The sequence below is a fragment of the Allokutzneria oryzae genome, from assembly GCF_042429765.1.
Taxonomy (GTDB): domain Bacteria; phylum Actinomycetota; class Actinomycetes; order Mycobacteriales; family Pseudonocardiaceae; genus Allokutzneria; species Allokutzneria oryzae.
On the sequence record NZ_JBHLZU010000002.1, the window covers coordinates 1 to 25,364 of the forward strand.

General features: G+C 65.6%; 15 protein-coding genes. 8 read left to right on the forward strand and 7 right to left on the reverse strand.

The features are described from left to right. Positions 1-262 precede the first annotated feature (262 nt). The 5 genes from ACFFQA_RS00385 to ACFFQA_RS00405 all read left to right on the forward strand — a co-directional run bounded on the left by ACFFQA_RS00385 (position 263) and on the right by ACFFQA_RS00405 (position 6,322). Positions 263-958: a GNAT family N-acetyltransferase gene (locus tag ACFFQA_RS00385; RefSeq protein WP_377849470.1), complete on the forward strand. Its 696-nt coding sequence runs from the start codon at positions 263-265 to the stop codon at positions 956-958. A gap of 20 nt (positions 959-978) precedes the next feature. Beyond that, positions 979-1,734 (forward strand): type 1 glutamine amidotransferase, encoded by a 756-nt coding sequence (locus ACFFQA_RS00390; protein ID WP_377849471.1) that lies wholly within the window; start codon positions 979-981, stop codon positions 1,732-1,734. Positions 1,735-1,847: 113 nt separating this feature from the next. Next, a complete protein-coding gene (locus ACFFQA_RS00395; protein WP_377849472.1) occupies positions 1,848-2,990 on the forward strand; it encodes an inorganic phosphate transporter in 1,143 nt (380 codons plus the stop codon). Between the two features lie 31 nt (positions 2,991-3,021). Next, on the forward strand, positions 3,022-3,246 hold the full coding sequence (locus tag ACFFQA_RS00400) for a hypothetical protein (RefSeq protein WP_377849473.1): 225 nt from the start codon (positions 3,022-3,024) through the stop codon (positions 3,244-3,246). Positions 3,247-3,268: 22 nt separating this feature from the next. Next, on the forward strand, positions 3,269-6,322 hold the full coding sequence (locus ACFFQA_RS00405; RefSeq protein WP_377849474.1) for a bifunctional [glutamine synthetase] adenylyltransferase/[glutamine synthetase]-adenylyl-L-tyrosine phosphorylase: 3,054 nt from the start codon (positions 3,269-3,271) through the stop codon (positions 6,320-6,322). A 52-nt stretch (positions 6,323-6,374) separates the two neighbouring features. On the opposite strand, the gene ACFFQA_RS00410 is transcribed toward ACFFQA_RS00405, so the two are convergent. The 4 genes from ACFFQA_RS00410 to ACFFQA_RS00425 all read right to left on the reverse strand — a co-directional run bounded on the left by ACFFQA_RS00410 (position 6,375) and on the right by ACFFQA_RS00425 (position 11,044). Beyond that, entirely contained in the window at positions 6,375-6,629 is a 255-nt protein-coding gene (locus tag ACFFQA_RS00410) for a hypothetical protein (RefSeq protein ID WP_377849475.1), read from the reverse strand. Further along, positions 6,626-7,852 (reverse strand): MFS transporter, encoded by a 1,227-nt coding sequence (locus ACFFQA_RS00415; RefSeq protein ID WP_377849476.1) that lies wholly within the window; start codon positions 7,850-7,852, stop codon positions 6,626-6,628. Before ACFFQA_RS00415 ends, ACFFQA_RS00410 begins: the two co-directional genes overlap by 4 nt. An 8-nt stretch (positions 7,853-7,860) precedes the next feature. Continuing rightward, positions 7,861-9,843 (reverse strand): PEP/pyruvate-binding domain-containing protein, encoded by a 1,983-nt coding sequence (locus tag ACFFQA_RS00420; protein WP_377849477.1) that lies wholly within the window; start codon positions 9,841-9,843, stop codon positions 7,861-7,863. Positions 9,844-10,549: 706 nt separating this feature from the next. Beyond that, on the reverse strand, positions 10,550-11,044 hold the full coding sequence (locus ACFFQA_RS00425; RefSeq protein WP_377850182.1) for a YfbM family protein: 495 nt from the start codon (positions 11,042-11,044) through the stop codon (positions 10,550-10,552). 834 nt (positions 11,045-11,878) lie between these two features. On the opposite strand from ACFFQA_RS00425, the gene ACFFQA_RS00430 reads away from it, so the two are divergent. After that, positions 11,879-19,036, forward strand: a complete 7,158-nt coding sequence (locus ACFFQA_RS00430; RefSeq protein WP_377849478.1) for a PA14 domain-containing protein — start codon at positions 11,879-11,881, stop codon at positions 19,034-19,036. A 1,047-nt stretch (positions 19,037-20,083) separates the two neighbouring features. Here ACFFQA_RS00430 and ACFFQA_RS00435 read toward each other — a convergent pair. The 3 genes from ACFFQA_RS00435 to ACFFQA_RS00445 all read right to left on the reverse strand — a co-directional run bounded on the left by ACFFQA_RS00435 (position 20,084) and on the right by ACFFQA_RS00445 (position 23,113). Beyond that, positions 20,084-20,917, reverse strand: a complete 834-nt coding sequence (locus tag ACFFQA_RS00435; protein WP_377849479.1) for a hypothetical protein — start codon at positions 20,915-20,917, stop codon at positions 20,084-20,086. A gap of 420 nt (positions 20,918-21,337) precedes the next feature. Next, on the reverse strand, positions 21,338-22,114 hold the full coding sequence (locus ACFFQA_RS00440) for a restriction endonuclease (RefSeq protein ID WP_377849480.1): 777 nt from the start codon (positions 22,112-22,114) through the stop codon (positions 21,338-21,340). Positions 22,115-22,561: 447 nt separating this feature from the next. Continuing rightward, the gene (locus ACFFQA_RS00445) at positions 22,562-23,113 is read right to left on the reverse strand and encodes a 2'-5' RNA ligase family protein (RefSeq protein ID WP_377849481.1); all 552 of its coding nucleotides are present in this window, start codon (positions 23,111-23,113) and stop codon (positions 22,562-22,564) included. 49 nt (positions 23,114-23,162) lie between these two features. Between ACFFQA_RS00445 and ACFFQA_RS00450 the strand changes: the two genes are divergently transcribed. Further along, positions 23,163-23,744 (forward strand): tyrosine-type recombinase/integrase, encoded by a 582-nt coding sequence (locus ACFFQA_RS00450; protein WP_377849482.1) that lies wholly within the window; start codon positions 23,163-23,165, stop codon positions 23,742-23,744. 292 nt (positions 23,745-24,036) lie between these two features. Continuing rightward, positions 24,037-25,197, forward strand: coding sequence for a Shedu anti-phage system protein SduA domain-containing protein (locus ACFFQA_RS00455; protein WP_377849484.1), 1,161 nt, complete (start codon positions 24,037-24,039; stop codon positions 25,195-25,197). Positions 25,198-25,364: the final 167 nt, after the last annotated feature.

Here is a 25,364-nt window from a genome sequence, read left to right on the forward strand (position 1 = left end):
CCGATGGTACTGCACTCGTGAGGGTGTGGGAGAGTAGGACGCCGCCGAACAATCATTCCTGTAGGGGAGACCGTTTATTCGGTCTCCCCTACAGGCATTTCTGGGGTAGGAACAGTTCATGGAGCTGTGCACCCACAAGGACCTGGGCGGGTTCTGGCGCGTTGCCAGGCCGCTCTATCTCTCCGACACGGCTACGCACACTGTGGCTTTCACAGCCGTGGAGCAGCGGATCGGTACATCCCAGAGGCACGGCGTCGGACCGTTGATCACTGTTCACGAGGACGGGCGGGTCACCGGTGCGGTGTTCCGCACCCCGCCCTTTCCGCTCGGGGTGACCGGGTTGCCGTCGCACGCCGTCCAGGCCGTCGCCGCCAAGGTGCGTGAGCTCGACCCGGACCTGCCCGCGGTCAACGGCAAGCGCGAGATCGCCGAAGCCTTCGCCGTCGAGTGGCAGCACATCACCGGCCGGGAGTGGCGGGTGGACCGGAACGAGCGGCTCTACCGGCTGGGGGCGCTGGTACCACCAGTCGTCCGTGGCGCGGCCCGTCCGGCCACAGAGGACGACATGGAGCTGCTTGCCTTGTGGCGCAAGGAGTTCACGAACGAAGCCATGGGGAAGAACGTCGAGCTCGACAGCGCGCGGACCGCGCTCAGGCACGTGCTTGAGACCGAGACCACGATCTTGGTGTGGGAGGTCGACGGCCAGCCCGTTGCGTGTGCTTCGAGCAACCGGCCGCTGGCCGGGATGTGCCGTGTGAGTTTTGTCTACACGCCACCGGAACAGCGCGGGAACGGCTACGCGTCCGCTGTGACCGCCGCGATGTCGCGGTGGGCGATCGACGCTGGTGCCGACCGTGTGGTTCTTTTCACTGACATCGACAATCCTGTGTCCAACGCGATCTACCAGCGCATTGGCTACCTCCCCGTTCACGACACCGTGAATGTCCTTCTGGGATAAGGGGATCTAGGCTCTTGGCCATGAGTTCGACTCGGTTGCTGGTGATCCAGCCGTCCCGCACGAATCCGCCGGCCGCACTGGCCGAGTGGCTGCGGGACGCCGGCGCGGAGCTCGACGTCGTTCTCGCGTCGGAACAGCCGCTCCCGGCCTCCCTGGACGGGTACGCGGGTGTGGTCTGCCTCGGCGGCGAGATGAGCGCGCTGGACGACCTCCGACACCCGTGGCTGGCCTCCGTGCGCAAGCTGCTGGCCGAGGCTGTCACCAGGAACGTGCCGACCCTCGCGATCTGCCTCGGCGCCCAGTTGCTCGCGGCTGCCACCGGTGGGGTCGTGCGCCCGATGGAGGACGGCCCGGAGGTCGGCGGGCGACTGGTCGCCAAGCGCGACTCCGTCGGCACCGACCCCTTGTTCGCGGACCTGCCGTGGACCCCGGACGTCCTGCAGTTCCACAGCGACGAGATCAGCAGCCTGCCCGCGGGGGCACAGCTGCTCGCGTCCTCGCCTCGGTGCCAGAACCAGGCGTTCCTGGTGGGGACCTGTGCCTACGGCGTGCAGTTCCACATCGAGACCACCACCGAGACGGTGCTGGAGTGGGCCGCCGCCGACCCCGAGGCCGCCGAGCGGGCGCCCCGGGGCGGGTTCACCCGTGACGGGCTCGACCAGCTCCACGAGGACCTGGCCGAAACGTGGAAGCCGTTCGCGCAACGGTTCGTTCGACTGGCCGAGGAAGGCCCGCGTCCCAACGGAAGTCTGGGCCGGAACCTTCCTTTGGTGTGATTTGCGTCAGTTGTCCAATGACACGCGCAGGTGACACCCGAGTGGGCGCAAGTGCGCCCACCCCGGCCCGGTAGCGTCTTGTCCGACGATGTCAGCACTGCCGGAGGATCAGTGTGGATGCCTCTCTACTCGTAATCGTTGTCGTCCTCACGGCGTTAGCCTTCGACTTCACGAACGGCTTCCACGACACCGCCAACGCGATGGCCACCTCCATCGCGACCGGCGCGTTGCGCCCGCGCACCGCGGTCGCGCTGTCGGCGGTGTTGAACCTGGTCGGGGCCTTCCTCTCCGTCGAGGTCGCCAAGACCATCTCCGGCGGGATCGTCGACGAGGCGCTCATCGACCCGGCGATCATCTTCGGCGGCCTCATAGGCGCGATCATGTGGAACCTGGTCACCTGGTACTTCGGGCTGCCGTCGAGCTCCTCGCACGCGCTGTTCGGCGGGTTGATCGGGGCGACCTGGGTCGCGTCGGGCATGGACGCCGTGCACTTCGCCAAGGTCGCCGAGAAGGTCCTGGTGCCCGCCGTCGCCGCGCCGCTGGTCGCGGGAGTGATCGCCGCGCTGGCGACCTTCCTGACCTACCGGATGACCAGGAACACCTCCGCGCCCTCGGTGGTCGGCAACGGGTTCAAGATCGGCCAGGTCATCTCGGCCTCGCTGGTCTCCCTGGCGCACGGGACCAACGACGCGCAGAAGACGATGGGCATCATCACGCTCACCCTGATCACCTCCGGTTCGCTGGCCCCCGGGTCCGGCCCGCCGGTGTGGGTGATCGTCAGCGCCGGTGTGGCCATCGCGCTGGGCACCTACCTCGGTGGCGGCCGGATCACCCAGACCCTGGGCAAGGGCCTGACCACGATCGAGTCGCCGCAGGGCTTCGCGGCGCAGACCAGCGCGGCCACCGTGATCCTGGCGTCCTCGCACGTGGGCTTCGCGCTGTCCACCACGCACGTCGCCTCCGGCGGCGTGATGGGCTCCGGGCTCGGCCGCAAGGGCGGCAAGATCCGCTGGGGCGTCGCGGGGCGGATGGCGGCAGGCTGGGTGCTGACGCTGCCCGCCGCCGGTGTGGTCGGCGCGCTCGCCGGGGAGATCGCCTCCTTCGGCACCGTCGGCGTGGTCATCGTGGCGCTGGCCGGGATCGGCGTCTCCATCGGCCTCTACGTCGCCGCGCGCCGCAAGCCCCTCCACCCGGAGCACGTCGTCGACGAGATCGCCGGCGAGACCGGTCCGCACACCGCGCGCGCGGCCGCCTGAGACCGGCCCGGCAGGGACAGGGAGCGAATCCGTGAACATCAACTGGGCCGGGCTCGGCGAGGTCTTCGTGGCCAGCCTGGCCGCCGTGCTGGTCCTCGTCGTGCTCTTCGTCGCCGGTATCCGCGGCGTCGTCAGCAGGAGCGAGGCCAAGGCGAAGGGCGACTCCGGCGCCGGTGGCACCACCACCGCCGCGGTCGCCTTCGCCGGGTGCATCGCGGTCGTGCTCTACGGCCTGTACGTCATCGTCCTGGGCTGAGCCCCGGCTACGGTTGTGCTTGATGAGCAATCGAGCACACGCGGCGACGTCGCCGGCGCGGTTCGGCCTGACCGAGGAACGAGCCGAGGAGCAGCTTCGCGGGCTGGGCTGGTGGCAGGCAGGCGGACCCGCCGAGCACGCCGCCGCCCTGCTCAGCGCGCTGTCGCGCAGTCCCGACCCCGATCTCGCGCTGCGGGGGCTCGACCGGCTGCGTGACGCCCTCGGCCCCGGCTGGGCCGAGCTGGAACAGGTCATGGTCGACGAGGCCGGGCTGCGCGGTCGGTTGATCGGTGTGCTCGGGTCCTCGACGGCGCTCACCGACTTCCTCGCCGCCAACGCCGACCTGTGGCGCGAGCTCGACGGGCGGATGCCCACCGAGCTCCCCGGCCAGGACGAGCTCATCGCCGACCTGCTGACCGTGGTCGGAGCCGATCCGGCCGTCGGAGCTCCGGGAACACCGGAGGGCACCAAGGCCACGCTGCCGACCGCTGAGGCGATCCGGGCGCTGAAGGCCCGCTACCGCGCGTGGCTGCTGCGCATCGCCGCCGCGGACCTGGCGCACGTGGTCGAGACCTCACTGCCGGTACCCGAGTACGAGGCGATCACCGCGTGCCTGTCCGACCTCGCGGTGGCGGCCTTGCAGGCCGCGCTCGCGGTCGGGGCGGCCGAGGTCGCGCCAGAAGATCCGCTCGCGGGATCGAGCACAGGCACACCGCTTCCGTGCAAGCTCGCGGTGATCGCGATGGGGAAGTGCGGCGCGCGTGAGCTGAACTACGTCAGCGACGTCGATGTCGTCTTCGTCGCCGAACCGGACTCCGGGCTGGGGGCCGCGACGCGGTTGGCCAGCGCCATGATGCGGGTCGCCGGGGCCGCGTGCTTCGAGGTGGACGCCGCGCTGCGGCCGGAGGGGAAGGCGGGCGCGCTCGTCCGGACCCTGGACGGTCACCTCGCCTACTACAAGCGGTGGGCGCGGACCTGGGAGTTCCAGGCCCTGCTGAAGGCCAGGCCGGTCGCTGGCGATCTTGAGCTCGGCCGGCGGCACGTGGAGGCCGTCCGGCCGATGGTGTGGACCGCAGCTGACCGCGACGACTTCGTCGCCGATGTGCAGGCCATGCGGAGGCGGGTCGAGGACCACGTGCCGGTCGGGCTCGGCGAGCGCGAGCTGAAGCTGGGCCGCGGTGGGCTGCGGGACGTCGAGTTCGCGGTGCAGCTGTTGCAGATGGTGCACGGTCGCACCGACGAGAACCTGCGCGAGCAGTCCACTGTGGACGCACTCGCCGCGCTGGGTGCCGGTGGGTACGTGGGACGTGCGGACGAGGCCGGGCTGACCGAGTCCTACCGGTTCCTCCGGTTGCTCGAACACCGGTTGCAGCTTCAGCGACTGCGCAGGACCCACCTGTTCCCCGCTGACGACGACCGCGCTTCGCTGCGGTGGCTGGCGCGGGCTTCCGGGATTCGGGCCGATGGCAAGCGCAGCAGCGGTGAGGTGCTGCTTGCCGAGTTTCGCAGGCACGCCAACAGGATTCGGCGGCTGCACGAGAAGCTGTTCTACCGGCCGCTGCTGGAAGCCGTCGCGCGCGTGCCGACCGAGGAGCTGAGGCTCACGCCCAAGGCCGCGGGTCAGCGGCTCGCGGCGCTCGGCTACACCTCGCCGGAAGGAGCGCTGCGGCACATCAAGGCGCTCACCGAGGGGATGTCGCGGCGGGCGGCGATTCAGGGTGCGCTCCTGCCGGTGTTGCTGGACCTCCTCGCTGACACCCCGGATCCGGACGGGGGTCTGCTGGCGTATCGCCGGGTGTCGGAGGCATTGGCCGACACGCCGTGGTATCTGCGACTGTTGCGGGACGAGGGTGCGGTCGCGCAGCGGTTGGCGACTCTGCTCGGGACCGCGAAGGTGATCCCGGACTTGTTGGTCCGCGCGCCGGAGGTGCTGCGACTGCTCGCCGACACGAAGGAGCTCGCGCAGCGGGACCCGGCCGAGGTCGCGCAGTCGTTGCGCAGTGCCGTTGCCAGGCACGCTGACCCGGCACAGGCGGTGATCGCGGCGCGGTCGCTGCGGCGGCACGAGTTGTTGCGCGTCGCGTGCGCGGATCTGCTTGGCCTGATTGAGCTTCCCGATGTGTGTCACGCGTTGAGCAGCGTGTGGTCAGCGGTGCTGAGCTCCGCCGTGGACGCCGCCGAACGCGCCGTCTGCGCTGAGCGTGGTTCGCGGGCGGCCCGGCTCGCGGTGATCGGTATGGGGCGGCTCGGCGGTGGCGAACTGGGGTACGGCTCGGACGCGGATGTGCTGTTCGTGTGCGAGCCACTTGAGGGCTACGACGACAGCGCGGCGGTGAAGTACGCGTCGGCCGTCGCCGAGCAGGTGCGCAAGCTGTTGAGCGCGCCGAGCCAGGATCCCGCGCTGCACGTGGACGCGGATCTTCGCCCGGAAGGCCGGAACGGGCCGCTGGCAAGGACATTGGAGTCCTACCGGTCCTACTACGCGCAGTGGGGCGAGACGTGGGAGTTCCAGGCGTTGTTGCGGGCGCGGTTCGTCGCCGGGGACGCCGGGCTGGGTGAGCGGTTCCGGGAGATGATCGACCCGATCCGCTACCCAGCGGGCGGATTGGACAACGCCGAGGTCGTGAAGATCCGGCGGATCAAGGCGAGGGTCGAGTCGGAGCGGATGCCCAAGGGGGCCGACCCGAACATGAACGCCAAGCTCGGCCGCGGTGGGCTCGCCGACGTCGAGTGGACGTTGCAGCTCATCCAGCTCCAGCACGCGCACGCCGTACCCGGGCTCCGCACGACGTCCACTGTGGACGGCCTGGCGGCCGCGGGCGAGGCCGGGTTGATCGGGCCGGAGGACGTCGAGGTCCTGGACACGGCGTGGAAGCTGGCGACGCGGACCCGCAACGCCGTGACGCTGGTGCGGGGCAAGCCGACCGACCAGCTGCCGTCGCGGGGGCGGGAGCTCGCGGCGACCGTCGGCGCGCTGGGCCACCCGGCTTCGATGGACCCCGGCGAGTTCGTCGACGAGTACCGGCGGACCACACGCAGGGCCCGGGGCGTCGTGGAGCGGCTGTTCTACACGTGACAAGGAAAATGGGCCGTCTCCAGGGTGGAGGCGGCCCAGCTGTCGAGCGCGGTCAGTCGTCGTCGGACTCGTCGTCCTCGGAGTTCTCGTCCTCTTCGCTCTCGATCGGCGGCGCGTCGTAGACCTCGACCACCCACTCCTCGGCGAGGATCTCGCTGCCGTCGGAGTCGGTCTCCGGGGTCGTCCGGTTGTGCAGCCGCACGCCGAGGCTCAGCCGCTCGGTGGCCTCCAGCGCCTCGACGGCGTCGGCAAGGTTGTCGAAGTAGTGGGTGACGATCCTGGTGGGTTCTTCATAGACCTCGGTCACGGGGCGGACAGTACCTCTCCCGCGGCGGTCCCACCGGCCGCGACCCGCCGCCGGACCAGCGGAAGCACCGCGAGCAGGACCGCCATCAGGGCGACCGAGGCCCCGGAGGACAGCAGCAGGAACTCGGCCAGCCGCCCGCCAGCCAGGTAGCTGCCCAGCGCGAGCGCGACCAGGGCGCAGACCCCGCGGTCGATGATCGACTCCATGGACAGCAGCGTGGCGCGGTAGGGCGTCTCGGGGATCGCGTCGTTGATCAGCTGCCGCTGGATCGGGAAGGACAGGCCCATGGCCAGCGCGAACACGCACAGCGCCGCCACCGTCGCCACGCCGTTGCCCGGCACGGTCAGCGCGAGGGCTCCGGCCATCACGATGGTCAGCACGAACACCGCGCGGGAGTCGGTGAGGTAGCGCCGGATGATCCCCGGGCGCGCGGAGCCCAGCGCCTCGAACACGCTCATCGCGGACATCACCAGGCCGTGCGCGACCAGCGGCACGTTGTCGGCGTTGAGGATCGGCTGGAACAGGTTCACCTGGCAGATCCGGCCCAGGGTGAAGATCGCGACGCCCTGCGCCATGAACAGCAGCAACATCGGTGAGCGGCGCAGCAGCCCGAGCGACTCGCGGACCGCGGTGGGCAAGGGCGCGGTGGGCTTCGGCGCGCTGTGCGGCAACGGTGGCAGCCGGAACGCCATGACCACCGCCAGCACCGCGCTGACAGCGGTCAGCCAGTACGGCAGCGTCATCTCCAGCTGCATCGCCAGGCCGACCAGCGGCCAGCACACGACCTTGCCGACCAGGCTGTAGGAGCGGGCGCTGCCCTCGGCCTGCTTGTAGTTCTCCCGCTCGCCGTTGGCGAGCATGAACTCGTAGAGGTAGGCGCTGGAGGCGCCGGAGACCAGCGAGCGGGCCAGCGCGATCAGCAGGAAGTGGACCAGGAACCCCCAGTACGAGGGCACCGAGACCGGCATCAGGTTCGACACCACCAGCACGCCGCCGCCCGCGAGCATGCAGCGGCGGTAGCCGATCCGGTCGGCGATCATGCCGGTGGGGATCTCCAGCAGGCAGAACGCCACGTAGTAGATGCTCTGGATGGCCAGGATGTCGACGACGGAGATGCCGAGCTGGCGCTGGTACTCGAAGAAGATCGGGGTCCACAGCAGCAGCCCGAAGAACAGCTGGAAACCGATCATGAGCCGGATGACCGGCTTGGTCTTGGCAGTCATCGCGGACCTCAGTTCGCGTACGGGCGGAGCTGCACGATGTGCGCCCGCTGCGAGTCGGCGACCCACTCGATGTCCATCGGAGTGCCGAACGTGTAGTCGGGGGAGAAGTGCGACTGCAACAGCCGGCCGATGAATGCCAACTGCTGCAACAGGTTCCGGCTCTCCTCGTCCAGGTCCTCCGTGGCGTCACCGAGCGAGACCGTCCGCCCACCGCCCTCGACGGTGCTGTAGAGGTACTGCAACGGCGCGCTGCCGCCGGAGACCACGTCGGCCACCGAGTGCCGCGACACGTTGAGGTAGACGTTGCGGAAGTCCGCGCGGCTCATGGGGTTGCACGTGACGAGCACGCCGCCCATGGGCGCCTGGACCTCCTCCTGCACGATCACGCCCATGTAGGACTCGTCGAGCGAGATGCCCGCCTGCTGCCGCAACCGAACGCTGCGCGGCGAGAGCAGCGACGCCCACACCTGCTTGATGCTGGTGAAGATGTCGTCGGCCGTCGCGACGTGGTTGACCGACTCGTAGATGCCCGCGGCGGAGAACCCGGCGAGGTCCTCGGCGTTGGAGGAGCTGCGGATCACGAACCGCCGTACACCGCCGAGATGACCGAAGATGGCGGAGTCGATCTCCTGGCGAAGGTCCTCCGGCACCCGCGTCGCGGTGATCATGCGCTGGAGCTCCAGGCACAGCGGGTCGATCTCGCGTGCGCCGAGCTCCAGCGCCATCTTGAGCTTGCCGATCGCCTGCTGGATGCGCGGCGAGGACTCCAGGAACCGGCGCTGCACGGAGAACGGGACGGCGATGCCACGGGGGATGCTGACGCGCTCGGTGAGCAGCTTCCACGCGGCCTGCGTGAGGTCGGCGCTCTCCGGCACACCGAGCAGTTTCGCCGCGTGGGCGAGGAGGTTCGCGCGCGGCGGGCGCGGGACCTTGTAGAAGCCGAGCAGCCGCTCGGAGCCGTTGTCGAGCACGTACCCGAGCTCGCCGAGGTTCGCGGCCTTCGTGCCGTAGCGGTACCGGTCGCGCATCCGCAACCGGTCGAGCCCGACGATCGGCGTTGACGCCGTCTCCGGTTCCTCCAACGTGATCTGCGCGCTGCGCCAAGCGGGCTCGGTGATGTCGGCCGGCTTCTCCGCGCGCCGGAGCACGATCTCGGTGGCGGAGGCGTCTACGCCGTACTCGACCCACTCGCCGTCGAGGCGCTGGTGGTCGATCAGCTCGATCGCGCCGAGCTGCACCGCGTTCGGGATGCCCCAGCCGGAGGCGAGCACGTTGGTGTGCGACAGCGGCGTCGTCGGCTCGCTGTTGATCACTCCGGCCAGGCGCGGGATGTCGTCGGGGACGCGGTCCATCGCGATGATGTCGAACCACTCCAGCGAGTTCGCCGCGGCGTGGTACTCGCCCTGCGTGCGGAACGCGCGGAGCCTGCCCCGTGTGGTGCCCGTGTTCAGCGGCACGTAGCGGGTGGTGGCGAACAGCTCGTGCGCCTGGATGCGGGGCAGTTCGCCCGCCGGGATGTCGAGCAGGTGCCGCTCCTGCAGGTGCGTCGCGGGCTTGAACAGCAACGGCAGCGCGGCGTCGACGTTCTCGCGCACGAATCCGTAGAAGAACTTGATCATTTCCGGCGACATGGTGTCGACCTCGACGGTTTCCAGGGAGAGGAACCGGCTTTCCTCCCTGGTGTGCAGTGCGAGCGTGCCGAGATAGAACCGCCTGTCGGGGTCGTGATAAACGCTTTCGTTGAACGAGTCGATATCGGCGCGGAGTTCGGCGCCGGGGACGCCGAGAATCCTCTCCGCGATGTAGTCGACGTGAAACTGCTGGTCGGCGTGGTTGATGAAGTGGATCGTGTCGTTCTGCCGGTCCACCACGAGCTTGACGAAGGGGTATCCGGCGAGCATCCCGGAGAGCTGGTCGAACGCCGCCTGGGTAAGTCGCTCGCCGACGAGCGAATGTTTCGTGACGTCCGTCTCAACGGGGCCGGTGTGCAACTCGTCCTCTTTCGCAACGTTTTCCTGTCCGAACAGGTCAGGAAATGTACGTGAAGGAAGGGTTATTTCCAAACTGCTGAAGGAAGAATTGAGGTCGGCTCCGCTGATCGATGCGTAGCCAGCTAACCGTCCGGTTATCCCGACCAGTTCGATTCTGGTCGCTGGACCCCGGCTCCCACTGGCTGGGAGGCAGGGTGAGCGCCGTCTCGTCTCGGCGGCTGTCCCGTGGGGTGCGCGGGCTGGCGTGGTCGGGTTTTGCGCGTTTTGTCACCTTGATGCGAAATGAGAGCGCTCTCTCGCGCAACAAGGTGGCAAAACGCGAACTGGGGCCGGGGGTGAGGTGGTGTGTCGCTGCGTGCAGGGCAGCGCCTTGGATCTGTCCTGTGCGTTCTGCGGTGCGTCCGCTACGAGCACGAAACGGGAGAACGGGGGCACGCACCGATGCGGTCATGTCGCCGCTCGGGCGACCTGCCGGAAGGCCTAGCGCCTGTCCTGCAAGTCGTCCCGATGTCCCGAGGTGGCGCCGCCCCCGTGCCTCGGTGTGCGCGTGGGCTGGCTGGCGAGGCCGGGGTTGTCGCGTTTTGGAAACTTAGCGCGCGAAGGAACGCTCTCATTTCGCAACAAGGTGACAAAACGCGAAATGACGGTATGCGGGGGGAGGGGGCCAGGGGGTGGCGAGGTGGTGTTACCACGTGCAGGGCACGAGCTAGTTGATCCAGAGGATGACGGCGTCGCCGTCGGCGGCCGCGGCCGCGAAGAACGGCGCCAGCGGGCGGAACCAGTGGCCGACCCACTCCAGGGCGTCGTCCTCGTCCCAGGTGAGCGGGTAGACGTCCGCCTCGGTCAGCTCGGCGGGGTCGATGCCGTCGATCAGCTCGTCGAAGTCGATGCCCGCCAACGCCTCCGCTGCCGACTCGACCTGCTCGGCGCTGAGGAATCGGGGTGGGCCGTAGCCCCAGTCCTCTTCCTCGGCCAGCTCTCCCTCGCCGTGCACGACGTCCACGTGGAACTCGGCGCGGCCGAGGAGGAAGGCGATGGCGTGCCACGCCTTGTGCGTGGTGAGGTAGCGGGCCTCCTCCGGCGGGAGGTCGGCGTCCTCCACCTCGTCCCGCACGTCCTGCGCGTGCTCTTGGAGCCAGCTCGGGTCGTCGATCGCCCGCTCCAGCTCGTCCTGAGTGACCCGCAGGTAGTTGCCTTCCATGCCCACGCGGGAAGGCTAACCGCCTCAGTTCCAGTGCCAGCAGCGGAGTGCCCGGTGCTCGGCTGTGGCGAGTTCCGGCGCCTCCTGGAGCGGCGGCCGCAGCTCGTTGGGCGGGGCGGGGCGGCTCGGCGATGGCGAGCAGCGGGTGGAAGGCGTTGGCCAGAACCGCCGCCGTCTCCCCTGCGTGGGCGATGAGCACGACGTGGTGGTTCATCGCGACTTCCGCCTTGATGACGTCGACGACCCGGCTGCCCGTGCTGTGGGCGGCTTCGTGGCAGGCGGTGCGCAGGGCCGGAGGTCCGTGGTGGGCCGGGCAGGAAACCGGTGAGACCGCTCGGGAGCTTGATCGCCGGTGTACGCCCCTCGTGACCTGCTCGAACACGCTGTGAACGATATCGTTTCTGGTTCACTGCGGTGGCTGGCCGCGATAACGGGCCCTGATCTCCTCTGCGATTGCGGATCATTTGATCTTGTCGAAGTAGATCATTGTCAGCGGTCGTTCCTCGATGCGTGGCGACCTTGATCAACACTCGCTGTACGGAATGAGGCGAGTCGATCTTGTGGCTGGCCTGAAGCGGCGCTTGTGTCGCGTGCGGGAGCGGTGCGACTAGGAGGCTGGCTGTTCTCGTGGCGGCATGCTTGGCATTCGTTACGTGATTTCTCACGCTCGGAGCTAATCCAAGTGGCTGCTTGCGCGACGCCGCGCGAGAGGTGAGGATCATCCGGATTTGTCTGTTCTGCGTGCTGTGGGGGGCTCGCACGGAGTGCAGCTAGGGGGTACCGGTGGGACGCACCGGTTCTATTTGTCGTGCGCGGAAACGGTTATCGCGGGGTGTGGCCATCCTGCTGACCGCGGCGCTCAGCTTCTCGTTGGCGGAGGTGCCCGCATTCGCGGCACCCGGGGCATCGACACAGGCCAAGGGCACGCCGATGGACGTGCCGTTTGTTCGCAGCGAACCCGGTGACGCGGTTCGGCCGGAGCAGCCCAGGGGGGACTTCTCACAGCCGTCGCGGCCGGTCCCGGTGCCGGGCGGGCCGCCATCGCCGTCGGCTCCGCCGAAGGCGCCGCGTAAGGGCGAGTTCGTGGAGGGTGTCTCCACGCTCGTGGGGCGTGAGCCGAAGTCGAACATCTACCGGAACCCGGATGGCACGACCGCGGTGAAGCTGTTCCAGGACGTGGTCAACGTTCCCGCGGGGCCGGGGAAGAGCCTGGTGCCGGTGGAGACGACGCTGGAGCGCCGTGATGGGGTGATCAAGCCGAAGGCGGTGCTCGCCGAGACACAGTTGGCGACGAGGTCGACGCCGGGCACGCTGATCAAGGTCCAGACCGGGGACAAGTCCGCGGCGGCGGAGCTGGAGCCGGTGGGTTTCGCCCAGCGGGACGCCAAGCTGGACAAGTCCGTCGCGGTGTACGAGTCCGTGCAGGACGGGGTGGACCTCAAGGTCCGGGTGCTCTCGCGTGGCCTGAAGCAGGACCTGGTGCTGCATCGTGTTCCGCAGGTGTCGGAGTGGCGTTATCGGTTGCGTGTTCAGGGGGCGTTGACGCCGACCGCGCGGGCGGACGGCGCGATCGCGCTGACGGATGCCGCCGGGGCGGAGCGGCTTGTTGTCCCGGCTCCGATGGCCTGGGACGCCAGCGGTGCGGAGGCCGTGTCGGCGCCGGTGTCGCAGCGGCTGGAGAAGGACGCCCAGGGCTGGGTGATCGTGCTCGCGGTGGACCGTGCCTGGCTGAACGACAAGGCGCGGAAGTTCCCCGTCACTGTTGACCCGAGCATGCAGGATCCGCACGCCTACGCGTCGGATGCGACCGAGGACGCCTACGTCAGCGATGGCTGGCCGAACCAGAACTACAACGGCCGGGAGTGTCAGGACGAGCGCGGGTGTGTGCTGAAGGTGGGCACCTATCCCGGGGCGGGCACGAACTGGGCGTACCTGAAGTACAACCTCGACCCGATCCGCGGCAAGCAGATCCTCAACGCGTCGTGGAACGGGTTCTGGGGCTGGTCGGCGCGGCCGGAGGCGACGTCGTTCACGTTGTGGCACCAGGGGTGTGACTGGAGCGCGGGCGGGATCACGTGGACGAACAAGCCGATGTGCTTGGACAACATCGCGCCGATCCGCGCCCAGGGCAAGGGGCTTGAGTGGTCCAAGGTGGAGATCGGTGACTGGATGCGTAACTACGCCTCCGGTGCGTGGCGGTGGAACGGGTTCATCGTGAACACCGACGGAGCCGGTGCGGAGGCGTGGAAGAAGCTCGCCGCCGCAGAGGCCGGGCCGGAGTTCGCCTCCTACATCGTGGTGAACTTCAACGACGCACCTGGTGTGTGGTTGAAGGGTTGTAACGATTGTTCCTTGCACGCCAACGAAATCCTCTTCGCCGCGCATTCCGGTGACTACCAGAACGACCGGCGTGATGTGGAGTTCATGCTCGCCGAGCACCCGGACGTCCTCGGGCACCGTTTCGCGTGGCAGAGCTTCGACGTGCAGGGGGGTTCGCAGGACCTGACCTGGCGGCACGGCGGCAAGCTGGACTGGAACAAGACCTATTACTGGCAGGTGCGGACCAAGGACGCGTGGTCGGACTGGCAGTACTCGCCGGTGTGGAACTTCCGGACGGTCAACACCACACCTCCTGTTCCTGCGCTTGCTGGTCCTGCGGATCGCGCGGTGGTCTCGGTCAAGCAGCCCGAGCTCACCGCGAACACGGTGACCGACGCGGACAACGACCAGGTCCAGTACGAGTTCTCCATCGCCACCGGCGGGGACGGACGTTCCGGTCTCGTCGCGCGGTCGGGCTGGCTTGATGCTCCGAAGTGGACTGTTCCCACCGGGGTGTTGAAGGACGGGGTGTCCTACACCTGGACCGTCCAAGCACGCGACAAGATGCCTGACACGGCGAGTCCGTACGCGGTCCGCAGAGCACTCAAGGTCGACATGCGGCTCGGGGCGCAAGGACCGATCCCCGGCGATGCGGTCGGCCCGATCTCGGCGAATCTCTCCACCGGCAACGTGATCACCGGGCTGGAAACACCCGCGATGCAGACCCTGGGCGGGCCGGTGTCGGTGAAGCTGTCCTACAACTCCCAGGCTGTCGACGAAACCGGCTTGGTCGGGTCGTACTTCACCGGTGACTCCGAGGAAGGCATCAAGGACACCGAGTCACCGGTGCTGGTGCGCACCGACCCGCAGGTCTCCTTCGACTGGAAGTGGGGCTCGCCGTACGAGCCAGTGGTTCCCGGTGACGGTTTCCGGGTGCGCTGGCAGGGCTTCGTCAAGGTGCCCGTCACCGGTGCGTACAGCTTCGGGGGTGTGCACGACGACGGCCTGCGGGTCTGGGTGGACAACCAGAGCGTCTACGACGAGTGGAAGAAGTGGATGGCCCCCGAGGACGCGCCGAAGTTCGGCGCTTCCACGGTGCAACTGGAGGCGGGCAAGGCCTATCCGATCCGGGTCGAGTACCGCGACTGGATCTACGGAGCCTTCGTCCACCTGTGGGCCCGCAAGGGCACCGACACCCCGGTCCCGGTTCCCGCGTCGTGGCTTTCCCCTGTCGCCTCCGCACTGCCGCCGGGCTGGTCGATGTCGGCGGATGTGGACGGCAGCGGCGCGGGTTACACCAAGGCGACCCTGACCGAGTCCGGTGTGACGGTGGTGGACGGCACGGGTGCCTCGCACAGCTACACCAAGCTCTCCGACGGTGGCTACGCACCACCGCCCGGTGAGTACGGCACCTTGTCCCGGGATGCTGACGGCAAGCTCACATTGATCGACTCCGATGGCACGACCTACGTGTTCAGCTCCTCGGGCAACCTCACCTCGATCACCTCACCGGCGGACGCGCGTAAGCCCGCCGCGGCGCGGATGGAGTGGACCACCCCGGACGCGGGCAACCCGATCCCGCGGTTGACCTCCGTTGTGGATCCGGTGTCCGGGCGTTCGGTGAAGCTGTACTACTCCGGTGCCACCGAGTGCGGGACCGGGTGGGATCCGACGCCAGCGGGTTTCCTGTGCGCGGTGGAAACACCGGACGGCGCGAAGACACACCTGTACTACTCCGGTGGGAAGCTCGCGCGGTTCCGCAAGCCGGGTGAGGAGATCCAGGACCTCTGGTACTCCCCGCAGCACCGGCTGCTCGGTACCCGGACCCCGTTGCAGATCGACTGGATTCACGCCGATCTCGCCAACCGCAACACCGGCGCGGCCAACTACGTCGTGGAGTACCACGCCGACGGTCGCGCGGCGCAGTTGTGGTCCCCGGAGCCGACCGGCTTCGACAAGACGCCGACGCAGCGCCTCAAGCACTTCTACGCCTACGGTCCTGATTGGACAGAGGTGCGGACCGCCGGGCTCAACCCCGCGCAGGGCTGGTCCCGCCGCATCACCAGAGACCTCGGTGGGCGCATGCTCACCGACACCGACGCGACTCAGAAGACCACCAGGTACGAGTGGGCGCCAGACGACAAGCAGCTGGCGGTGATCGACCCGGCGGGACGCAAGTCGACCACTGTCTATGACGAGAAGGGCAACCCTTCCGCCAGCTACGGCCCGGCACCGGAAGCTTGTTTCGACGGTCAGAAGCCGAAAGCGACGTTGCCCGCGGGCTGCGGCAAGATCCCGACCACGACCACCGGATATGACCAGAACATCAAGGGGTTGGCGGCCACCTGGTGGACCAACCCGAACATGACCGGTCCGGCGAACGCCTATTCCACGGCAACACCGAACACCGACTGGAACACCGCGCCGCCGGCGGAAGGACTCAACGCCAAGGGCGCGTACTCGGGGCGGATGACCGGGCTCGTCCAGGTCGACACTCCAGGCCGCTACGCGTTCGGCACGGGAGAGCGGGACGTCACCGACGGCATGCGCATCTACGTCGACGACAACCTGATGGGGGACCGCACCTACGCACCGTCGGTGATCGAATCTGGTCCGTTGGGGTACTGGCGGTTGTCCGACAGTGACGACACCGCGCGTGATGATTCCGGCAATGACCGCAAGGGCACGCTCGCGGGAGCAGTGACGAAGAAGCAGCTCGGTGCGCTTCCGGACGACGGCAGTTCCTCGGCGGACTTCACCGGGGGTGTTGTCACAGTTCCCGACAGCGATGCTCTGGACATCACGGGGCCGCTGACCATCGAGATGTGGGTCAAACCCCGGCACAATCCGCGCGGCGTGCACTGGCACGACCTGCTCAGCAAGTACGTCGCGGGCGCGGGGATGCCGTACGAGCTGTCGCTGAGCCCGGAGATGCGCCTGCAGTTCCGGCACGCCTCTACTGGTGAACGGTGGGAGGCCGTCGATTCCAAGGACGGACTCGGAGTCGACGCGTGGAACCACGTCGTGGTCACCCGCGACGACAAGAACAAGGTCACCTTCTACATCAACGGCAGCAAGTCCGGCGAGAGCACGATTGCCGGTACAGCCGTCGCCAACTCCTCAGCCATGGCGATCGGTCGGCGTCCGGTCGGCGGTGACGCACAGACGCTGATCGACGAGGTCGCCATCTACAACAAGGCGTTGGCGGAGAAGGACGTCGCCCGGCACACGAGCTCGGCGGGCAAGGTCAACTCCGAACGCCAGTCGATCGAGCTGACGGCGGGCGTGCACCGGATCCGCATCGACTACTCACAGCGGCTGTTGGGTGAACGCAGGGTTGGCGTCTCGGATGCGAACCTGATGTGGAAGAGCAGCACCAGTGACTGGAGTCCGGTCCCGGCCGACAAGCTGACCCCGGACTACGGGCTGACAACGTCATCGACCACGCTGGAGTCCGACGGTGTGCCGGACAAGAAGGCCACTAGTTCCTATGTGGACGGTGGGCTCGAACCCGGTTACGGCTTGGCCACCTCTGGGGTCGTTGATCCGGGCGGGTTGAACCTGACCGGGAAGACCGAGTACGAAAAGCCCGGCACCGGGTTCCTGCGGCGTGTCGCGAAGACGATGCCGTCGGGGGCGAAGAACACCTACGCCTACTACGGCAACACCGAAGCGCGGGACAACCCCTGCACCGCTGCGGCGGACCCGGTCAACCAGGCGGGGATGGCGAAGCTGACCACCTTGGCCACACCAGCCGCTGGTGGGGCCAGGACCGATGAGCAGGTCTACGACATCCTCGGCCGTGTCGTTGCGAAGGCGACCTCTGGTGCGTGGGCGTGTACGACCTACGACGCGCGTGGCCGGGTGGTGGAGCAGAAGTTCCCGGAGACCGCCGGTGAAGGTGCCCGGGTGGTTCGCTTCAACCACGCCGTCAACGGTGACCCGCTCACCACGTCGTCCGGTGATCACCACGGCACCGTCACCACCACGGCGGACCTGCTCGGTCGACCGGTGACCTACACCGACGTGCACGGCACCCGGACCGAGACCGGTTATGACCTCGCCGGACGAGCGGTGTCGCAGAAGGTGACGCCACCGCTGGATGCGGCACAGACCATCGACACCAGCTACGACGACGCTGGGCGAGTGACCTCGCTCAAGCACGACGGAGCGGTGATCAGCACCGTGGGCTATGACGCCGCGGGCGAGATGGCTTCGGCTGACTACTCCAACGGCACGGGGCTCAAAGCGATCGGCAAGGACGCCGCAGGGCGGGTCACTTCGCTGACGTGGAAGCTTGCAAGTGGTGAGATCGTGAGCAGCGTGGCCCGCTCCCGGTCTGGTGTGATCACCGACGAATCCCTCGGTGGTGCCGACGCGCGCCCGTCCGGACCGAACTACCGCTACGACGCGGCGGGCCGGTTGACCGAGGCGTGGGTCGCGGGTCACCAGTTCACCTACGACTTCACCTCCCCGGCGGCGGCGGAGTGTCCGACAGGGACGCAGGCGAATGCGGGGGCGAACACCAACCGCATGCGTCTGGTGGACGTCACGGCCTCGGGCACGGCGGAAACGCGGTACTGCTACGACGCCGCCGACCGACTGTTGAGCACTACGGGTGCGTCAGCGGTCTCGGGGGTCAAGTACGACTCTTGGGGCAACACCACCGAGTACACCGTCGGCGGCGCCACAACGTTCCTCGGTTGGGACGGTGCCGGGCGGAACACCACCGCTCGGACGACTGGGGCTGAGGAAGCGTCGGTCGCTTATGTCCGTGACGCAACCGATCGGATCGTGCGACGGGATGCAACGAAGGGTGATCAGGCTGCGGTGGTGTTCTACAGCCACACCGGCAACGGGGACTCGTCGGCGCTGGCTTTGGGCGCTGACAAGAAGCTGCTATCGCGGTCGATCTCGCTGCCCGGTGGTGCGTTGTACACCGTCAAGGGCGGTGCCTCGACGTGGGACTACGCGTCGGTGCGCGGAGACCTGTGTGTGAGTGCCGGTACTGATGGCAAGCAGGCCGGTGGTCTGCGGACGTACACGCCGTTCGGTGAGCCATTGACCGCTGCTGGTGTGGTGGATCTTGATGCGGTTCCTGACAACCAGCCGGGGCAGATGGATTACGGATGGTTGGGGCAGCATCAGCGTCCGTATGAGCACGCCGGTGCCCTGTCGATCGTGCAGATGGGCGCCCGTCCGTACAGCCCACTGCTGGGACGGTTCCTGTCGGTGGACCCGGTCGAAGGCGGATCTGCGAATGATTACGACTACACCGCAGGCGATCCGATCAACCGGACTGACCTTGATGGCCGAGCTGCTAAGGGAACTGCTTCGGACTGGATCGGAAGATTTGTCAACAAGTCACATCGGTTCACCAAGCGGAATGTCAAGAGCTCCTATCGAAATGCCTACTATGGGAAGTCGAAATTTTCGCGAAGTGGAAGATTCTATCGAGTTGACAGATGGGATGACGGAGCTGGAGCATTCGCTGACCATGCCGCTATCGGTGGACTCTTCGGTTCATACTGGGGGTTCCCTGGCGCATTTCTTGGAGGAATTCTCGGGGGACTCTTTGGCTTGCTCAGATGGGCGCTTGCCAACCCGGATGTGATTCGAGGGGAAGCTGTTCCGCTACCTTGCGAGCGGATTCCTGGCAATCTGTGCGCCTAGGCATTTGAAAGCGGAATCAGGCGCGATGCATCGTGATCTCTGAAGCGCGTTCAGTCTGAAGAAGGTATCTGGTGATGTTTATGAGGTCTTCGGCCAAGGAGGCCTGGCTCGAGTGGGGGCGTAGCCCTTGGGTGAAAGCCGGGGCGCACGCCGTGTACTCGTTGATCCTGCTCCAGGTCCTGGTGAGAGGGTTCTACTGGGTGTCCGGCTATGGGCAGCCCCCTAGTGGTGTAGTGGCAGCTTTTCTCTACTGTGCCATTCTTGTTTTTGTGTTCGAGGCGTGGAGGTTGTTGAGGAAGTCCAAGAAATGATCACGAGGGGCGCGTGAAGTTCCACGCGGCCCTCACGCTCCGCGTGCACACGCAGCTGATGCCCGCGAGCCACGAGCGAACCTGGACGGCCGGGGGCAAGGTCTTCGGGAAGCAAGCGGCGTGACGGCGGAAACGGCCGAGGGCCGGGTGACTGGAGTGGTCACCCGGCCCTCGGCGCGTCGGTCAGTCGGTTCGCATCAGACGTCGTAGGACTGTCAGCGGTCGCCAGCTACCGGCGGTTCGCGCTGTTGACCTTTGTCTGACCTGCTGGTTCGTTCTCGACGTTCATCATCGTTGACCGACGCTGATCCACGTCTGACGGCCTGGAGACGGCCTGATCTTGGTTGCCTCGTCGCACCACAAGATCCGTGGGCCGTTGGCGCGAAGCGTCGGCGGGCGTCGATCGCCCCGGCCACTCGACCAGGGTTCGCACTGCGCGATCGTCACGGACTTGGGTCGCCGGAAGCTCGTTGTGTCGTGCGCGCCGTCGGCGGCGGCGCTCTCCGCCAGGCTGCGGGCCGCGCCGCCCGGCAGGCGGCCGTAGCGAAGCGGGAGGCCGCCCTTGCCGGGGATGGATGCGGCCCGGCTGCCAAGGCAACGGTCACAGCGCGCCGCCGCTGGCGGCGCGCTCTTGATCCCATAGAGCCAAATTCGGCAGTACGCAATTCCTACATGTTTTGGCGGGTCGAGGGGAGACCCGCTTGTGGGCCACATCGCAGTGGCGGTGTCCAGGTCTTCAGCGTTCGATTAGTTCGCCGATCTCTACCCGGGCCATGAGATCGGCGATAGCTGGCTCCTTGACCAGGTCGATGGGAAGCAATTCACGGGTCGTACGTTTGAGGTCGACCACAAGCTCGGTGGCGGCGTCATGCACGATGATGTTTGCCTCGGTGCTGTCCCAACGCACTGCTGCAAGGCGGGCTCTGTCGAAGAGTGCGGCCATCACCACGTCCACCGATTGCTTCCCGAACGCGTCGGTACGGGCATGCTGCAACGCGATCACTCTGATGGCGCTGATTCCCGGTGCCACCGCGAGAGCTTCGCGGACGGTAAGCAGCACGTGGGACGAGACGAGAACGGTGTGGAGGCTGAAGCGTTCCGTCTTAGTCAGCTTCTTCAAGCTGAGGTTGCCCGCCGCAGTGGTAGTCGGTTTCCTTTCGGGCACGGCTTCGACACCGGGGACAAGTACGACGACGGTAAGTTCGGAGCCCTCTACGCCTACGGGCGCCGCCGGTGCCTCGTTGTCGTCAAAGGCAGCCGCGACCACGCCTAGGACCACGTCCTCGTCGTTGGCGTTGAGCGCCGACCACCAGTGATCCAGTTTTGCCTGGCGCTTCGCTCTGTCGCGATTCCTCCGCTGTTCCAGTTGCCGAATCTCCTCGTCCGCAGCGGCCTCGGCTTCCGCTTTGGCTGCACGTCGAGCGGAACGCTTGAATATCCCGATGCCCCTGAGCTTGTCCTTGCGGTGTCTGGAACGCACCGCGCGGGCCGGTACGGGATTGCCTTCGGCGGCCACAGGCCGGGTCGCGCTCGGGAAGTCTTGTTGGTGCAAGGTCAAGATCCTGGTCAATGCCTCCTGCAACTCCTGTGCTGCCTCTGCTTTGGCAGCCTGTGCCAGGGTGCGCTGGGACGTAGCGACACCAGCTCCACCACGACGTACTCCACTGGTCGACCGCCGCGAGCCAGACAGGGAGGTGTATACCCCCACTGGGCCTACGCCGGAGGAGAACCCAGTTCGGCCACCTCCGACGTGTAGCCGTGCTGCTCTCGGTCCGACACTGGCGCGTATGCCACGACTCGACGCTCGGATCCGGACACCAGGCGCGATCTTGACTGAGAACCCCATTGCTGCCTCCACTGCTCCGACGAAGCACTAATCGACGAACCTCGAGCGTCGGTTACTGATGACACGACGCGTCACTCGAACCGTCCATGCTTAGACGGCGTACCCTTATTTACAGATAGGGCAGGTCACCGACGATCATGCGCGCTATTCAAACAGGCGATTTGCGGGGAAGTAGCATTCTCCCGTCTCGTTCGCATGCCGCTTCTTTCGGCGCAGAAGGTCATCCAGCCGGACCCGCTGTTCAAGAACCAAAAAGAGATCAGCTCCATCCATGGTCATGAATGGTGTCCTCCGGCTGTACTTTTCGATAGCATCACCGGTAAAGCCGTTGACGCTGACTATGAGCCCGAGGGCATTCTTGCCTTTGTCTCGCACTTTTTCGGAGAAGTGATTTGCGTCCTTGACGTCAACTTTTTTCTTTGTCCACTTCGCTTCGAGTATGTAATCGTCGGTATCGAAGCTAAATGCGCCGTCAATTTGTTCGTATCTTAGCTCATAAGATAGCCGAGGGTCCAAGTCGAAGATGCCGAACAGTCGATTTAAGAACTTCTCAAACTGTCGACCGCGCTGTTGTGGTTGAGTTTCCAGGGAAGCTAGTTGATGAAATTCCTGCTTCAGCTCTTCTAGTTCGTCTGCAAATCGGCGCTGCAACTCCACCTGTTGGGCATATGCGGCACGCTCCGCTTCGGCGCGTTGACGTTCTAGAATTAGCTGCTCATGAGTAGACGTCTGCCTCTTAAGCTCGGCGACAGCATCGCGAGCCTGTGTTAGCAGATGCTCGCTGTCAGAATGCCGTTCTAGCTCGGGAAATCGCTTCATGTTAGCAACTTCCAGCATCAGCTGAAGTGTTGCATTTTGATAGACGCGCTCGTCGCGCATCATGCGGTCGATGAGTTCGTCCGCAACCTCGCGCTTGCTCATGTCGTCAAAGTTAATACCACGGATCAATTCTGGATGCTGTCGAAGTGCAGTTCTAACGTACCTATTAAAGCTGTTCCTGTACCAGACGATAACAGGTAACGCATTGCGCAATGCTTGGTAGGCGCTAGTCGCAATCCGCTTATGTTGAGCGGTACTCATGCTGCCCTCCGACGACGCAGTGTCTCGTGTAGACGAACGTCGCGCACTGCCCGCTCTTGGTTACACTAGGTGCACGAATCGTTACACGAGCTGGCAAGCCGGGGTGAGACTCAACCGGGCAGGGGCCAGCGACAGCTAATGCAGCTGCCTGGCTCTATGCTCCCCATCTATCCCCCGATTGGGGACGACGTTAGGCGTCGGTGCGCTTGGCGGAGCCTGTATAGACCACGGCTTGACACGCTCATCCAATGAGTAAACGGATTGAACACGGCTGCCGCGAGAAACCGGTCATCGTGCGAGCGGCGCCGTCGCGAAGGCTCTCCAGGTGTACACGTGTTCGTCGCGTCCAAGCGTGATCAACGAAGCTGCGGAGACCTTGGCGGACGCGGACTCGGTGTCGAGCGCAGACAGAGCGTCAGTGATAGACGTGGCCGGGCTTTCCGCGTTGATGTAGGCGGCGCTGACATGGGCGCGGAATGCATGTTCGGACTCGGGTACACGGTCCGGTCCCCAGACGTCGGCGATGGCTTCCCGAATGGTGGCGCGGATTCGGTGCACTGCGTCGGCGGGAGTAGGAGGCAAGACGATGGCTTCTTCGAACACCACGGGGCGGTGAAAGGTGAGCGTCACGGGCCCCATGTTCGCCAGGCGCTTTGAGCGGCTTCGGCTATGCGCCGAACGTCGTCGTCTGAGACTTCGTCGGTGAAGCCGACGCCTTGCATCGTCAGGTGCAGCCATTGCTGCGGGATGAGGTCCAAGCAGGGGAACCCGCGCAAGGCGGCCTGATACTCGGAGACCAGACGATGTAGCTCGGCCTGGCCCTCGAACGTCAGGTGCCATGTGTAGAAGCGGCGGCCAACGCGCCAGCCGGGACGCCACCACCAGTGGCGTGAACCTCGGCGCTGGCTGCGGGCTTCGTCAGGGCGAGGTGTTCGGACTCTCCCCAGACGATGTTGACGAGTCTGAGGGCGTCATTCACGTGCTGCGTCAGATCAAGATCGTGCGCGGGAAGATGATCTTCGGGTCGCCGAAGCACGGGAAGAGCCGTGACATTCCGCTGCCTGCCAGTGTCGCGGCTGCGATCAAGGCGCACACGAAGAAGTACAAGCCGCTGCGGATCACGTTGCCGTGGGGCTCTGCCGACGGCAAGCCGGTGACCGTGCCGCTGTTGATCTACACGCGCGAGTCGAAGCAACTCCATCGGCACTCGTTCAACCACCACGTCTGGAAACCAGCGCTCGAAGCGGCGGGAGTGGAGAAGCCGGGACGAGCAGAGGGCTTCCACGCCCTGCGGCACTTCTACGCCTCGTCGCTGCTGGAAGAAGGCGTGAGCATCCGGGCGGTTGCTGAGTACCTGGGGCACGCTGACCCTGCGTTCACGCTCCGCGTGTACACGCACCTGATGCCAGCGAGCCATGAGCGAACGCGAAGAGCGATTGATGGGATCTTCTGCGGATCGTTAGTCTTGTGAGTGCCACTGTTGCTTGAATGGTTATCATTTTTCCACATATGATGCGTGGCTCGGGGTGTCGCTTAGTTGAGTTCGACTTCGGTGCTCCTGCTCATTGATGCGACAGTTCGAGCTAATGAGGTCATGTATGTCTTTGTCGCAACCCAAGATTGAACCGGCAGACGCTGCTCGACTTGCGCGACGCGCCACTGACATGTGGTTGAGTGGTAGTCGGACGCATCCGACCCGCTCCTTTGAGATGGCTATGGTTCGTGCTGCGAGCGAATATGGACATATAAGTAATTTGTCAATCTTGGCGGCCACGCTAAAGATGGTTCCGTCGGTTGCTGACACTTTGAAGCTTTTCAAGCTTGTTGAGGTTGAAGCTTTCCTTGCGCACTCCAGTCAGCAGATATTAACTATTGATCAGGCAAGTAATGTCACTTTCAGGGGGTTGATCCAGAATTGGGACGATTCCTGGAATCTTGAAGAGGAGCTTCCAGCCTTTGTTCCGGGGCAAGATTACCGATTGGATGCGATTCTCGAGTGGGAGATTTCGCAACCTGACTGGGTCACGCGTAACCGTCCGAAGGACTATGCGATAGTTGATATTCCTCATTGGCTCAGGACGATCGCGCGTAGGCTCCAGAGTAAGTCTCGTAGCCGAAATGGTCCGGGTATTCCCATTTTGCGCTTCATTCAGAAGTCTGTCAGTGGGGATCCTATCGGCGAGGCGGCAAGGGAGCTACGGAAGGTCGCGAATGCTGTTGCCGAGGTTGAAAGATTTACCCAGTCGCATGAAAACTTGGTGATCATGCCCGTTGGTAACAAACTGCTGCTTCGGCCTGCGAGCTACCTTACGTCTGGGGCGGTGGAGGTCGGTCAGGGGTTGCTTCCTGTTTCGGCGACTTCTCTGGAAGCTATAGGTTCCACTCTTGGATTTTCTGCTGATGCACTTGAGGAGCTTGAAGGATTAATAAACTCTGAGGCGGTGCGGGAGCAAGATTTGCAGGAATTTTTTGAGCGAAATCCGCAACTTCTTCTCGGTCTCGACTATGAGCGCGCTATTCCTCATCCGATTCTTCGTCGAGAAGAGGAGGCTGACCTGATTCCTGACTTCATCCTGCTTCCGCATGCAGACGGGGTGGGCACGCCAAAGATTGTTGATCTCAAGCTGCCTAAGGTTAACCTCGTGAGAAGGAAAACTAACAGGCTGGGGTATCTGGCTTCAGTGCAGGAGGCTCGTGATCAGCTGATCGAATATCGAAACTACTTCGCTGATCCATCGCGGGCAAAATGGGCGCGTGTTCACCTGGGTATGGAGGTCTATATGCCGGATATCTGCGTCGTAATTGGCCGATCGGCTTCCTTTGGCGATGCCTATGAGCGTCAGCGCGTGCGAGCTACGGCGTCTGACCTGGAGCTCCTAACTTATGACGATGTATTGAACCGGTCTCGCAGGTTCTTTTCTTGATGAAGCGATTTTGGGTCAGTTCGCCACAGACCGAGGGCCGGGTGACTGAAGTAGTCACCCGGCCCTCGGTCTGTGGTCGATCTGACGGCCTCTCCATCCCTGACGGCCTGGAGACGGCCTGGGTGGGGCTCAGACCGGGGAAACGGCTGGTCGGAGCCCCGGACGCA

What these genes read in the sequence shown, in the direction of transcription:
- ACFFQA_RS00425 (WP_377850182.1), bottom strand. Translation starts at nt 11,044, where the DNA reads ATGGAAGGCAACTACCTGCGGGTCACTCAGGACGAGCTGGAGCGGGCG.
- ACFFQA_RS00445 (WP_377849481.1), bottom strand. Translation starts at nt 23,113, where the DNA reads ATGGCACCTGACGTTCGAGGGCCAGGCCGAGCTACATCGTCTGGTCTC.
- ACFFQA_RS00390 (WP_377849471.1), top strand. Translation starts at nt 979, where the DNA reads ATGAGTTCGACTCGGTTGCTGGTGATCCAGCCGTCCCGCACGAATCCG.
- ACFFQA_RS00440 (WP_377849480.1), bottom strand. Translation starts at nt 22,114, where the DNA reads ATGAGCAAGCGCGAGGTTGCGGACGAACTCATCGACCGCATGATGCGC.
- ACFFQA_RS00415 (WP_377849476.1), bottom strand. Translation starts at nt 7,852, where the DNA reads ATGACTGCCAAGACCAAGCCGGTCATCCGGCTCATGATCGGTTTCCAG.
- ACFFQA_RS00405 (WP_377849474.1), top strand. Translation starts at nt 3,269, where the DNA reads ATGAGCAATCGAGCACACGCGGCGACGTCGCCGGCGCGGTTCGGCCTG.